Origin of the sequence: Nonomuraea sp. NPDC048892 (genome assembly GCF_040649735.1) — a bacterium.
Taxonomy (GTDB): domain Bacteria; phylum Actinomycetota; class Actinomycetes; order Streptosporangiales; family Streptosporangiaceae; genus Nonomuraea; species Nonomuraea maheshkhaliensis.
Genome location: NZ_JBEZFZ010000004.1, coordinates 320,063 through 333,035, shown reverse-complemented (window position 1 = coordinate 333,035; position 12,973 = coordinate 320,063). Strand labels below are relative to the sequence as shown.

Annotated in this window: 13 protein-coding genes; 11 read left to right on the top strand and 2 right to left on the bottom strand. The window is 72.2% G+C overall.

The window, feature by feature from the left end; all coding sequences use genetic code 11:
* Positions 1-17 precede the first annotated feature (17 nt).
* Positions 18-710 carry a DUF4097 family beta strand repeat-containing protein gene (locus AB0C28_RS15285; protein ID WP_357837261.1) on the bottom strand — a complete coding sequence of 231 codons (693 nt, stop codon included), beginning with the start codon at positions 708-710 and terminating at the stop codon, positions 18-20.
* Positions 711-853: 143 nt separating this feature from the next.
* Here AB0C28_RS15285 and aceB point away from each other — a divergent pair, with 143 nt between their 5' ends.
* The 8 genes from aceB to AB0C28_RS15245 are packed head-to-tail and all read left to right on the top strand — an operon-like array spanning position 854 to position 10,009.
* Positions 854-2,431, top strand: a complete 1,578-nt coding sequence (gene aceB, locus AB0C28_RS15280) for a malate synthase A (RefSeq protein WP_358074829.1) — start codon at positions 854-856, stop codon at positions 2,429-2,431.
* A gap of 15 nt (positions 2,432-2,446) precedes the next feature.
* Positions 2,447-3,883 carry an FAD-linked oxidase C-terminal domain-containing protein gene (locus tag AB0C28_RS15275; protein WP_346108717.1) on the top strand — a complete coding sequence of 479 codons (1,437 nt, stop codon included), beginning with the start codon at positions 2,447-2,449 and terminating at the stop codon, positions 3,881-3,883.
* Positions 3,884-3,893: 10 nt separating this feature from the next.
* Entirely contained in the window at positions 3,894-5,072 is a 1,179-nt protein-coding gene (locus tag AB0C28_RS15270; RefSeq protein WP_357837267.1) for an FAD-binding oxidoreductase, read from the top strand.
* 31 nt (positions 5,073-5,103) lie between these two features.
* Positions 5,104-6,312, top strand: coding sequence for a heterodisulfide reductase-related iron-sulfur binding cluster (locus AB0C28_RS15265; RefSeq protein ID WP_357837270.1), 1,209 nt, complete (start codon positions 5,104-5,106; stop codon positions 6,310-6,312).
* The gene (locus AB0C28_RS15260) at positions 6,309-7,055 is read left to right on the top strand and encodes an IclR family transcriptional regulator (RefSeq protein ID WP_357837273.1); all 747 of its coding nucleotides are present in this window, start codon (positions 6,309-6,311) and stop codon (positions 7,053-7,055) included. The genes AB0C28_RS15265 and AB0C28_RS15260 overlap by 4 nt, the downstream gene beginning before the upstream one ends.
* Before the next feature lie 14 nt (positions 7,056-7,069).
* A complete protein-coding gene (locus AB0C28_RS15255) occupies positions 7,070-7,810 on the top strand; it encodes an IclR family transcriptional regulator (RefSeq protein WP_358074826.1) in 741 nt (246 codons plus the stop codon).
* Positions 7,811-7,813: 3 nt separating this feature from the next.
* Positions 7,814-8,026, top strand: coding sequence for a DUF2277 domain-containing protein (locus AB0C28_RS15250; protein WP_346108727.1), 213 nt, complete (start codon positions 7,814-7,816; stop codon positions 8,024-8,026).
* 60 nt (positions 8,027-8,086) lie between these two features.
* Positions 8,087-10,009, top strand: coding sequence for a hypothetical protein (locus tag AB0C28_RS15245; protein WP_358074824.1), 1,923 nt, complete (start codon positions 8,087-8,089; stop codon positions 10,007-10,009).
* Positions 10,010-10,064: 55 nt separating this feature from the next.
* Here the strand turns inward: AB0C28_RS15245 and AB0C28_RS15240 are convergent, their stop codons facing one another.
* Positions 10,065-10,523: a hypothetical protein gene (locus AB0C28_RS15240; RefSeq protein ID WP_357837281.1), complete on the bottom strand. Its 459-nt coding sequence runs from the start codon at positions 10,521-10,523 to the stop codon at positions 10,065-10,067.
* Positions 10,524-10,615: 92 nt separating this feature from the next.
* Between AB0C28_RS15240 and AB0C28_RS15235 the strand changes: the two genes are divergently transcribed.
* The 3 genes from AB0C28_RS15235 (at position 10,616) to AB0C28_RS15225 (ending at position 12,933) form a co-directional block, all read left to right on the top strand.
* Positions 10,616-11,293, top strand: a complete 678-nt coding sequence (locus AB0C28_RS15235) for a response regulator transcription factor (RefSeq protein ID WP_106235382.1) — start codon at positions 10,616-10,618, stop codon at positions 11,291-11,293.
* Positions 11,290-12,528 (top strand): HAMP domain-containing sensor histidine kinase, encoded by a 1,239-nt coding sequence (locus AB0C28_RS15230; RefSeq protein ID WP_358074821.1) that lies wholly within the window; start codon positions 11,290-11,292, stop codon positions 12,526-12,528. The genes AB0C28_RS15235 and AB0C28_RS15230 overlap by 4 nt, the downstream gene beginning before the upstream one ends.
* A 66-nt stretch (positions 12,529-12,594) precedes the next feature.
* Positions 12,595-12,933 (top strand): PepSY domain-containing protein, encoded by a 339-nt coding sequence (locus AB0C28_RS15225; protein ID WP_357837287.1) that lies wholly within the window; start codon positions 12,595-12,597, stop codon positions 12,931-12,933.
* The last annotated feature ends 40 nt before the right edge of the window (positions 12,934-12,973 follow it).

Below are 12,973 nucleotides of genomic sequence, written 5' to 3'. Positions count from 1 at the left end.
GGTGCGCCCCGGCCCTGTCAAGAGGCCGCGACGGTGATGTCGCCGGAACCCGCCGTCAGCGAGAGCTTGTGCGGCGAGGAGTTGTCTTTCTTGACCGAGATGTCGGTGTCGCCCGAGCCGACGTCGCTCTTCACGTCATAGGCGCCGTCGGGGACGTTGAGCGTGATGTCGCCCGACCCGACCTCCAGCTCCACGCTGTCGGGGACGGAGACGTACTTCAGCTCGATGTTGCCCGAGCCGGCCGTGGCCAGCACCTTCTTGCCGCCCAGGCCGGCCGCGTCCACGTCACCGGAGCCGACCCGCAGGTCGAGCGGGCCGGTCAGCGCCCTGAGCGTCAGGGTGCCCGAGCCGCTCTCCAGGTCGGCGGACAGCCCCTTGGGGATCTCGATCTTGTAGTCGACGCTGCAGCTCCCCCAGTTCGACGGGCACTTGTAGGAGAGGAACAGCGAGCCGCCCTCGACCTTGTGCTCGGGGACGGGCTTGTCGTCGCCACGCCAGCGCAGCTTCTCGACCACGCGCACGCTGGTGCCGTCGGTCTCGGTGATCACGGCGTCGCCCGCGTCGCTCTCCAGCCGGAGCGTGGAGACCTTGTCCTTCACCTCGTACGAGGCCGTGTCCTCATTGCTGGGACCACCCAGGCTCTGGAGTCCGCAACCCGCCATCAAGAAGGCGGAGGCCAGCAGGCCGCCCGCGATCGCCATCGTCTTCATGGCGGAAATCCTGTCGCGTCCGGGTCCGGCACACATCGGGGATCCCCCGGGGGGAACCCCAACCTTTGACCCTCGGACACCAGGGGAGTAACTTCACTTCCACAATCCAGAATCGATTTTCCACACTGCGGAAAGGCGTCCTGATGGAGATCACCGGCCCGATGCTCGACCGGTTCGACGAGATCCTCACGCCGGAGGCGCTCGCCTTCGTGGCGGCGCTCCAGCGGGAGTTCGGCGCCAGGCGGCTGGAGCTCCTGGAGGCCCGCCAGGCGCGCCAGGCGGAGCTGTCGGCGGGCGGCATGCTCGACTTCCTGCCGGAGACCAAGGAGATCAGGGAGGCCGACTGGCAGGTCGCCGCCCCCGCGCCCGGCCTGGAGGACCGCCGGGTGGAGATCACCGGCCCGGTCGACAAGAAGATGACCATCAACGCGCTCAACTCCGGCGCCAAGGTGTGGCTGGCCGACTTCGAGGACGCCAACTCCCCGCTCTGGGAGAACTGCGTGGCCGGCCACCTCAACCTGCGCGACGCGCTCGACCGCACGATCGACTTCGAGACCGGGGGCAAGTCGTACACGCTGCGGCCCGACGCCGAGCTGGCCACGGTCGTGGTCCGCCCGCGCGGCTGGCACCTCGACGAGAAGCACGCCCTGGTGGACGGGCAGCCGGTCTCGGGGTCGCTGTTCGACTTCGCGCTCTACTTCTTCCACTGCGCCCAGCGGCAGATCGACAAGGGCAGGGGCCCGTACTTCTACCTGCCCAAGATCGAGTCGTACCTGGAGGCCAGGCTCTGGAACGACGTGTTCACCAGGGCCCAGGAGCTGCTCGGCATCCCGTACGGCACGATCAGGGCGACCGTGCTCATCGAGACCTACCCGGCGGCGTTCGAGATGGAGGAGATCCTCTACGAGCTGCGCGACCACTCGGCCGGGCTCAACGCGGGCCGCTGGGACTACCTGTTCAGCGTGATCAAGAAGTTCCGCACCAGGGGGCGCGAGTTCCTGCTGCCCGAGCGGAACGCGGTGACGATGACGGCGCCGTTCATGCGCGCGTACACCGAGCTGCTCGTGCGCACCTGCCACAAGCGCGGCGCGCACGCCATCGGCGGGATGGCGGCGTTCATCCCCTCGCGCAGGGACCCCGAGGTCAACGCCGTCGCGCTGGAGAAGGTGCGGGCGGACAAGACGCGCGAGTCCAACGACGGGTTCGACGGGTCGTGGGTGGCGCACCCCGACCTGGTGCCGGTCTGCCGTGAGGTGTTCGACGGCGTGCTCGGCTCGCGGCCCAACCAGCTCGACCGGCTGCGTACGGACGTCAGCGTGTCGGCGGCCGAGCTGCTGGCCGTCTCCGAGACGCCGGGCGAGATCACCGAGGCGGGGCTGCGCAACAACGTGGACGTGGCGCTGCGTTACCTGGCCGCCTGGATGGGCGGACTGGGCGCGGTGGCCATCCACAACCTCATGGAGGACGCGGCCACGGCCGAGATCTCGCGCTCGCAGATCTGGCAGTGGATCCACAACGACATCACGCTGGCCGACACGGGCGCGCAGGTGACCAAGGAGCTGGTCGAGCGGATCATCTCCGAGGAGCTGGCCAAGATCGCGCAGGAGCCCGGCTACGACGAGAAGCTGTTCGGGCAGGCGACCGAGCTGTTCAAGGAAGTGGCGCTGGACGACGACTTCGCGGAGTTCCTGACGCTTCCGGCCTATGCTCAAATGCCATAAGAAGGGGGATCGGTGATGGACACCCTGATAGCGGCTCTCCGCTCGCTGCTGCCCCACGACTCGGTGATCACCGATCCGGTACGCCTGCGCACCTACGAGTGCGACGGCCTCACCTATCACCGGGCGACCCCCGGCGTGGTCGTGCTGCCGGACACGGCCGAGCAGGTCGCCCGGGTGGTGCGGCTCTGCAACGACTTCGGCGTGCCGTTCGTGGCCAGGGGCTCGGGCACGGGCCTGTCGGGCGGCGCGCTCCCCCGCGAGGACGGCGTGCTGATCGTCACCTCCAGGATGCGCGCGATCCTGGAGATCGACCTCGCCGACCGCAGGGCCGTCGTGGAGCCGGGCGTCACCAACCTGGCGATCACCGAGGCCGTGCGCGACCGCGGCTACTACTACGCGCCCGACCCCTCCAGCCAGCAGATCTGCTCGATCGGCGGCAACGTGGCGGAGAACTCGGGCGGCGCCCACTGCCTCAAGTACGGCTTCACGGTCAACCACGTCGAGGCGTGCGAGATCGTCACCCCGGACGGCGACCTGGTCACGCTCGACCGCATGGACCCCGGCTATGACCTGCTGGGCGCGTTCATCGGCTCGGAGGGCACGCTGGGCATCGCCACCAAGATCACGGTACGGCTCTGCCGCGCGCCCGAGGCCGTGACCACGGTGCTGGCCGCGTTCGAGAGCATCGAGCAGGGCGGGCAGGCCGTTTCGGCGATCATCGGGGCGGGCATCGTGCCGGCCGCGATCGAGATGATGGACGCGCTGGCCATCGAGGCGGCCGAGGCGGCGGTGGCCTGCTCCTATCCCGAGGGCGCCGGCGCCGTGCTGATCGTCGAGCTGGACGGCCCCGCCGCCGAGGTGGAGCGGCAGTTCGCCCAGCTTGAGGAGATCTGCTCGGCGGCGTTCGAGCTGCGGGTGGCGGCCGATCCGGCGGAGCGGGCGGCGATCTGGAAGGGCCGCAAGTCGGCGTTCGCCGCGGTGGGGCGGATCAGCCCGGCCTACATCGTCCAGGACGGCGTGGTGCCGCGTACGTCCCTGCCCGCCGTGCTGGCCGCCATCGACCGGCTCTCCGCGGAGCACGACATCAAGGTGGCCAACGTCTTCCACGCGGGCGACGGCAACCTGCATCCGCTGGTGCTGTTCGACGACGGGGATCCGGGGGCGGGCGAGCGGGCCGAGGTGGTCTCCGGCGCGATCCTGGACCTGTGCATCGAGCACGGCGGCTCCATCACGGGCGAGCACGGCGTCGGCGTCGACAAGTCCCGATATATGCCGAAGATGTTCAGCGCGGACGACCTGGACACGATGCAGCTCGTCCGGTGCGCGTTCGACCCCCAGGGCCTGGCGAACCCGGGCAAGGTCTTCCCCACCCCGAGGTTGTGCGGCGAGGTGCCGGGCGTGCGCAAGGGCGTGCACCCGCTGGTCGAGTCAGGAAAGGCCGATCAACTGTGAGGGGGCGGATGTGTTCGGCGAGGTGACGACCAGGCAGGCCGGCGACGACGACGCCGTGTGCGGCGTGCGGCCGCGCTGGGTCGCGCTGCCCGAGACCGTCGAGGAGATCGCCGCCGTCATGCGCGCCTGCGCCGAGCGCGACCTCGCGGTGGTGCCCGCCGGCGGCGGCACGAAGCTGCACTGGGCTCCGCCGCCCGAGCGCTGCGACGTCCTGCTCGACCTGTGCTGCATGAACGAGGTGCTGGAGCACGCCGCCGGCGACCTGGTCGTGCGCGCCCAGGCCGGGGTGACGATGGCGGCCCTGTACGCGGCCCTCGCCGGCGAGGGGCAGGAGCTGGCCCTGGACGTGCCGTTCGGCGAGGACGCGACGGTCGGCGGCACCCTGGCCGCCCCGCTGCCCGGGCCGCGCGCGTTCCGCTACGGCACCGCCCGCGACCTGCTCATCGGCATCACGGTCGTGCTCCCCGACGGCACCGTCGCCAGATCCGGCGGCAAGGTGGTCAAGAACGTCGCGGGCTACGACCTGGGCAAGCTCTTCACCGGCTCGTACGGCACCCTGGGCGTCATCGCCGAGGCCACGTTCCGCCTGCACCCGACACCTCCCGAGCGCCGCTGGGTCGTCGCCGAGCTGAGCCGCGCCCGGGTCCCCGCGGTCGCCGCGGCGCTGGCCGCCTCGCAGGCCGAGCCCAGCGCGGTGGAGGTGGACCGGCCCGATCCCACGGGGCCGATCACCCTGGCCGCGCTGGTCGAGGGCACGGCGGCGCAGACGAGGGCGGAGGCGCTGCGCGAGCTGATCGGCACAGGGTCGGTGACCGGTGATCCGCCCTCGTGGTGGGGGCAGGTCTTCGGTGACGAGGTGCTGGTGGAGGTGCGGTTCCCGGCTTCGGGCGCGGCGGCCGTGCTGGACGCGGCGGCGGGGTGCGGGCTGTCGCTGCGCGGCTCTCCCGTGGCCGGGCGCGTGCTGCTGGAGCCCGGACGCGAGCTGAACGAGGACGAGCTGGCCGCGACGGTGTCGGGGCTGCGCGAGAAGGTGGAGGCGGCCGGCGGGCGGGCGAACGTGCTCGCCGCGCCGTACGCGGGCGTGGACCGGTGGGGGCATGTGAGCGGGCTGCCGCTGATGCGGCGGGTCAAGGAACGCTTCGATCCCGGGCGCAGGATGTCTCCCGGACGGTTCGTGGGAGGCATCTGATGCGACGGCGAGGGGGGAAGGGAGTGCGGCCATGAGCTTGGATCCCGAGCTGATCAACGACTGCGTGCACTGCGGGTTCTGCCTGCCGACGTGCCCCACGTACGCGCTGTGGGGCGAGGAGATGGACTCGCCGCGCGGCCGGATCCATCTGATGAAGCAGCACGTCGAGGGCACGCCCATGACGCCGGAGATGGCCGGGCACTTCGACGCCTGCCTCGGCTGCATGGCGTGCGTGACGGCCTGTCCCTCGGGCGTGCGTTACGACCGGCTGATCGAGCAGACCAGGGTCGTGGTCGAGCGCGAGCACGTACGCGAGCCGCGCGAGCGGGCCGTGCGCGGCCTGGTGTTCAGCCTGTTCCCCTACCCGCGCCGGCTGCGGCTGCTGCGCCCGGGGATGTGGCTGGCGGATCGGATGGCGCCGTTCCTGGCTCGGGTGCACCCCAGCCTGGGCGCCATGGCCGCGCTCGCGCCGCGCGTGGAGCACCGGCAGCGCATGCCGCGCGTGGTGCGGGCCAGGGGCGAGCGCAGGGCCGTGGTCGGGATGCTGACCGGGTGCGTGCAGGGTGAGTTCTTCCCGCAGGTCAACGCGGCCACGGCGCGGGTGCTGGCGCTGGAGGGCTGCGACGTGGTCATCCCGCGCGGCCAGGGCTGCTGCGGGGCGCTCAGCGTGCACTCAGGGCTCGACAGCCAGGCCAAGCGGCTGGCGAGCAGGACGGTACGGGTGTTCGAGCGGGCCGGCGTCGACACCGTCGTGGTGAACGCGGCCGGCTGCGGCTCGTCGATGAAGGAGTACGCCGAGCTGCTCGGGCGTGAGCCGGGGTTCAGGGTGATGGACCTGTCGGAGTATCTGGCCGAGCTGGGTCCCGTGGCCAAGCGGCATCCGCTGCCGGTCACGGTCGCCTACCACGACGCCTGTCACCTGGCCCACGCCCAGGGCGTGCGGTCGCAGCCACGCGAGCTGCTGGGCGCGATCCCCGAGCTGGAGCTGCGTGAGATCCCCGAGTCGGCCATCTGCTGCGGCTCCGCGGGAACGTACAACCTGCTGCAGCCGCAGGCCGCCCGCGACCTCGGCGACAGGAAGGCCAAGGCGGTCGGGACGACCGGCGCGCAGCTGCTGGTCTCGGCCAACCCCGGCTGCACGATGCAGATCGCGGCGGCGATGCGCCGCGCGGGCGGCGAGATCAGGGTGGCGCACACGGCCGAGGTGCTGGACGCCTCGCTGCGCGGGGTGGGCCTGTGAGCGTCCAGTCGGTCGAGCGGGCGCTCGATGTGCTGGAGGCCCTGGCCGAGCACGGGGGTGAGGCGGCGCTGTCGGAGATCGCCGCCAGGACCGGGCTGCCGTACGGGACCATCCACCGGCTGCTGCGCACGCTGCTCGCCCGCGGCTACGTGCGTCAGGAATCCGACCGGCGTTACGCGCTGGGCGGCGGGCTGGTGCGGCTGGGCGGCATCGCGGAGAGCATGGTCGGCGTGTGGGCGCAGCCGTACCTGGCCAAGATGGTGGAGCTGTCCGGCGAGACGGCGAACCTGGCCGTGCTCGAAGGGGACTTCATCGTCTACGTGGCGCAGGTGCCCTCGCCGCGCAGGCTGCGCATGTTCGCCGAGGTCGGGCGGCGGGTGCTGCCGCACAGCACGGCGGTCGGCAAGGTGCTGCTCGCCGGGAGGCCCGCCGCCGAGGCGATGGCCGTGTTCGAACGCACCGGCATGCCGCGCCGCACCCCCAACACGATCACCGACCTGCCCGTCATGCTGGCCGAGCTGGGCGCGGTCAAGGCCCGCGGCTACGCCATGGACCTGGGCGAGGAGGAACTCGACGTGCACTGCCTGGCCGTCCCCGTGCTGGACGGGGAGCGCGTCGTGGCCGCGATGTCGGTCTCGGGACCGGCCGGGCGGATCGACGCCCTCGACCGCGACGAGCTGGCAGAAGGGCTGCGGAAGATCGCCCTCGACTTCGGTAACGAGCTCAGTCCTGTCGGTAACTGAACTATCGTTGCGTCATGGGCAACAGCACGTCGGTTCAGTCGGTCGACCGTGCCATCGCGATCCTGGAGATCCTGGCCCGCGACGGCGCCACCCGGGTCACGGACGTCGCACAAGAGCTGGACGTGCACAAATCCACCGCCTCCCGGCTGCTGGCGGCCCTGGAGCACGGCGGGCTCGTGGAGCAGAGCGGCGACCGCGGGCGCTACCGGCTCGGCTTCGGCGTCGTCCGGCTGGCCGGCGCCGCCACCGCCCAGCTCGACCTGTCACGCGAGAGCAGACCGGTGTGCCTGCGGCTGGCCGAGGCGGTCGGCGAGACCGTCAACATCGCGGTCGCGCGGGCCGGCGACACGGTCAACATCAGCCAGGTACGCGGTCCCGCCGCCATCAGCGGCCACAACTGGGTCGGCCAGCGCACCCCCTCCCACGCCACCTCCAGCGGCAAGGTGCTGCTGGCCTTCGGCGCGCTGCGGCTGCCGGCCGAGCTGGAGCGCTACACGGCCCACACCGTCACCTCCCCCGCCGAGCTGGGGCTGGAGCAGATCAGGGAGCAGGGCTGGGCGACCACGGTGGAGGAGCTGGAGGTGGGGCTGAACGCGGTGGCGGCGCCGATCAGGGGCTCCGACGGCTCCGTGGTGGCCGCGGTCAGCGCCTCGGGGCCCTCCTACCGGCTGACCAGGGACCGGCTGCCGGACGTGGGCGCGCTGCTCGCCGAGGCCGCGAGGGAGATAAGCCAGCGCATCGGCCATTACGGTTAGGGCATGTGTAGAAGCATCAAAACCCTCCGGCCGCCGTACACCGAGGACGTGACCGAGGAGGACGTACGGGCCGCCGCGCTGCAGTTCGTCAGGAAGATCTCCGGCTTCCGCGCGCCCGCCGCGCACAACGCGGAGGCCTTCGACCGGGCGGTCGAGACGATCACCAGGGCCTCGGAGGAACTGCTCGGGGCGCTCGAAGTTCGCGGGAGTCGTTGACAGGGTCATTCCGCGGGAGAAGTCTCCCGGGTATAACCCCAGCGATCCCCAGGAGCTCCCATGATCAGCGGGCTGTACCAGGGACAGGACGGCGATTCGCGGCTGGCGCTCCGCGTCGACGTGGACGGGGCCAGGCCCACGGGGCGGGTGAGCGGCGACCTGTTCACGGTCGCGGGCGCGACCACCTCGTACGCCGGCTCGTTCGTGGTGGACGCCCCGGCGGTGCGGGCCGAGGGCGGGCGGACGCTGATCGAGGGACGGGCCGCGTTCAGCGGCGGCACCCCGGCCGGGGACGTGAGCGTGACGATCCCCGACGGAGGCGGGGGCGGGACGGCCTCCGTCGCGGGGCGTGCCTATGAGGTGTCGTTCGCCTCGCCGTTCTTCCGCAGCGTGGTGCTCGAAGTGGACTCCGTGGTGGGCGCCGAGCCGTTCACGGCGTACCGGACCGGCTCGCTGCCAGGGCCCGCAGGGTCGCCGGACCGGGAGCTGACCGTGGCGGCGGCGTACGCGGAGGCGGGCGTCGAGCTGCGGCTGAACGAGCCGGAGGTGATCCCGGTGACCGGCTCGGGCGCGGACCTGGCCTGGGACGACGCCGAGCTGCACCACGCGATGACCCGGCACTTCAGCGCCTTCGCCGACCAGCCGGCCTGGCGGGTGTGGCTGCTGGTGGCGAGCAAGCATGTGGGCGGCTACCGGGGGATCATGTTCGACTACAACGACGCGCACCAGCGGCAGGGCGCCGCGGTCTTCCACGACGCGATCATGGGGACGACGCCGCAGGCGCAGAGGGCGCAGTTACGCACGTACGTGCACGAGCTCGGCCACGCCTTCAACCTGCTGCACTCCTGGCAGAAGAACCTGGCCAACCCGCCCCAGCCGCTCGGCCCCGACGGCGGCTTCGGCGACCTGTCGTGGATGAACTACGTGCATAACTACTCCCAGGGTGGCGAGGAGGGCTACTGGGCCGCCTTCCCGTTCCAGTTCACCGACGCCGAGCTGGTCCACCTGCGGCACGGCTTCCACCGGAACGTGGCCATGGGCGCGGACGCCTTCGGCAGGGGCGCCGCCGAGATCGCCCCCTTCGAGCCGCCGGTCGAGGACCATTCGGGGCTGCGCCTTGAGGTGCGCGCCAAGGAGTCGTTCGAGCTCGGCGAGCCCGTCGTGGTGGAGTTCAAGCTCTCCTACGCGGGCGGGCCGCGGGACACCCACGGCCATCTGCATCCGGACACGGAGTTCACCCAGGTGTCGATCACGCAGCCGGGCGGCAGGACGCTGCTCTACCGGCCGATGATGCGGCACTGCGTGGACACCTCACCGCGGATCCGCCTGGACGAGGGCAATCCGGCGCTCTATCGCAGCGCGTACATCGGGCACGGCCGCGACGGCCACTACTTCCAGCAGCCCGGCGAGTACCAGGTACGCGCCCAGTACATCGCCGCCGACGGCTCCCGCATCGTCTCCCCCGTCTGCCCGGTCAGGGTGCGCTTCCCCGTCTCCCGTGACGACCACCAGGTGGCCGAGCTGATGCTGGGCGAGGAGCAGGGCATGCTGTTCTCGCTGCTCGGCTCGGACTCGCCCCGGCTGAGCGCGGGCAATCAGGCGCTGGACGAGGTCATCGGCCGGCACGGCGAGCACCCGCTGGCCGTCTACGCCCGGCTGGTCAAGGGGCTGAACGCGGAGCGGGAGTTCAAGGAGCTGACACCGGACAACCGGCTGCGGGTACGGCCACCGGACCCCAAGCAGGGCGTCGAGCACCTGAGCGCCGTGGCCCGCGACGCCGGCATCGACAACATCACCCTCAACCTGGTCATGCGCCGGCTGGCCAGGGCGGAGGCGCGGCAGGGCGACCTCGTACGGGCGAACGCGGTGATGGACCGGATGGTGGCCACGTTCGCCGCCAAAGGGGTGAACGACATCGTCATGGGTCAGATCCGGCGCCAGGCCGAACTGACGAAGACGGCACTCGCGGCCGAGGTCTCCTGAGGCCGCGAGCTTCTGGCGTCCGGCCGCGCGACGCCGAGGTCTCCTGACATCCCCGTCACGGAGAGCGGACGACGGGCGAGCCGCCCGAGCAGACGATGGTCAGCTCGACGTCCTCGCCTTCGTCCGGCTCGAACTCCACCTTCGCCTCGCGGGCCGGCCCCGCGTCCACGCCGTCCACCGAGTAGTCCTGCGCCGGGCTCCACGAGCGCAGCGTGACCAGATCGCCGTCACAGGAGGCGATCACCGTCCCGCCGGCGCTGCGGATCAGCTTTTCGCGGGACGTCCGCGACGGCGTCACGCTCGGCGCGCCCGTGCTGGTGGGGGCTGCGGTAGGGGCTGCGGTGGCGGTCGGGGTGCGGGTGGCGGCGGTGGCCAGGGCCGAGCGGACCTCCCCCGCGTCGAGCACGTGGCCGTCGGTGCCGGTGATGCCGTTGCCGAGCAGGCCGATGACCGCCACGGCGGCGCCGGTGGCGGCGAGCGCGGTGGCGGCCCAGGCCACGACGAGTCTCTTCATCGCCCTCACGTTCCCCCATGTACGGCTAACGCCAGGTTAAGGCGGCGCTAAGGCTGCTCTATGCAGGGCGGAAAAGCGTCTACGTTCTTGCTATGGCTGACATTCTGCTCATCGAGGACGATGCGGCGATCCGCACGGCGCTCAGCCGCGGGCTGCGGGAGCTCGGCCATGCCGTCTCCTCCTCCCCCACGGCGCTGGACGGGCTACGGCTGGCCGTACAGGACCGCCCCGACCTGATCGTGCTCGACCTGGGGCTGCCCGACCTGGACGGGGTGGAGCTGCTGCGGATGTTGCGGGCGGTCAGCAAGGTGCCGGTCATCGTGGCCACCGCCCGCGACGGGGACGCCGAGATGGTGCCCGTGCTGGACGCGGGGGCCGACGACTACGTGGTCAAGCCGTACAGCGCGGCGCAGCTCGACGCCCGCGTACGGGCCGTGCTGCGGCGCTCGGGCGAGTCGGCGCCGGAGCCGCTGGCGGTGGGGACGCTGCGGGTCGATCCGCGCGCGCGTACCGCCACCCTCGACGGCGCGGCGCTGGACCTGACGCCGCGCGAGTTCGACGTGCTGCACTATCTCGCGGCCCGCCCCGGCGAGGTGGTCACCAAACGCGAGCTGCTGACCGAGGTGTGGCAGCTCCCCTACGGCGGGGCGGACAAGACGGTGGACGTGCACCTGTCGTGGCTGCGCAGGAAGCTGGGCGAGACGGCCGCCGAGCCGCGCTACCTGCACACGGTGCGCGGCGTCGGCGTCAAGCTGGTCGAGCCGTCGTGAGGCGCTGGCTGGCGCTGCTCGTGGCGGCGACGACGTCCCTGGTGCTGATCGCGCTGCTGGTGCCGATGGCGCTGCTGATCCGCGCCGTGGCCGAGAACGGCGCCATGAGCCGGGCCACGACCGCGGCCGAGTCCGTGGCGGTCGCGGTGGGCACGGACGAGCTGGCCGTGGCGGTGGAGCAGGTGTCGCGGCCCGTCACGGTGTTCCTGCCCGGCGGGGGCCTGCTGGGGGCCAAGGCGGCGCGCTCCGACGCGGTACGCCTGGCCGCGACGGGCCGCAGCGTCACCGCCGAGGCCCCCGGCGGCAGGGAGGTGCTGGTCTCGGCGCAGTCGCCCGAGGGGACGGCCGTGATCAGGGTGTTCGTGGCGGACGCGGAGCTGATGCGCGGCGTGCGCGAGGCGTGGCTGGCGCTGCTGCTGCTCGGGCTCGGGCTGGTGGTGCTGGGCATCGTCCTGGCCGACCGGCTGGCGCTGGCCGTGACGCGGCCGGTGGACGGCCTGGCGCGGGTCTCGCACCGGCTGGCGGGCGGCGATCTGAGCGCCAGGGCCGAGCCGGGCGGGCCGCCGGAGGTGCGTTCCGTGGCGCTGGCGCTCAACCATCTGGCCACGCGCATCGACGAGCTGCTGGTGGCGGAGCGGGAGTCCGTCGCCGATCTGTCGCACCGGCTGCGCACCCCGCTGACGGGCCTGCGGCTGGACGCGGAGTCGCTGCGCGACCCGGAGGAGGCGGCGCGCGTCCAGGCCAGGGTGGACGCGCTGGAGCGGGCGGTGAGCTCGGTCATCACGGAGGCGCGGCGCCGCTCGGCGGGCCGCGAGTCGTGCGACGCGGCGGCGGTGGTGCGCGAACGGGTGCGGTTCTGGTCGGTGCTGGCCGAGGACCAGGGGCGCGAGGTGACGGTCGCCCTGCCCGACGGCCCGCTGCCGGTCGCGGTGGGCGCCGAGGAACTGGCCGCGGTGGTGGACGCGCTGCTCGGCAACGTCTTCGCGCACACCCCCGAAGGCGTCTCGATGGCGGTACGGCTCCAGCCGCGCCCCACAGGGGCCCTGCTGACCGTGGCGGACGCGGGCCCCGGCTTCGAGCCCGCGCTGCTCGAACGGGGGAACAGCGGGGGCGGCTCGACCGGGCTCGGCCTGGACATCGCCCGGCGCACCGCGGAGTCGTCCGGCGGCGGCCTGACCGTATCCCGGTCCCCGGACGGCGGGGCCCGCGTCGAAGTGCTGCTCTCCCGCCCCTGAACGCCTTCTCCTCGCCTTAACCGCCGTTTAGCGCGCGGTTACCGGGGCTCGCGGTTTCGTGGAGTCATGCAGATCACGAAGAAGTTCATCGTCGCAGGTGCCGGGATCGTCGCGCTGATCGGTGGCGGTGGCGCCGCCTACGCGGCCACCACGTCCGCCACGACCGCCGCCCCCAAGGTCACGGCCGAGCAGGCCATCGACATCGCCCACAAGACCGTGCCGGGCGCGTGGGTCAGCGAGCTCGACTTCGACGCCCGGGGCAGCCGGGCGGACGTGTGGGAGCTGGAGCTGACCAAGGGCTCGCAGCGTCACGAGGTGGACGTGGACGCGTCCTCGGGCAAGGTCGTCAAGAACCAGATCGACAAGAACGACCGGGACGACGACAACGACGGCGACGACGACTGATCCCCCGTCCCCCGCCACGCCGGCCCGCCTCAGGCGGGCC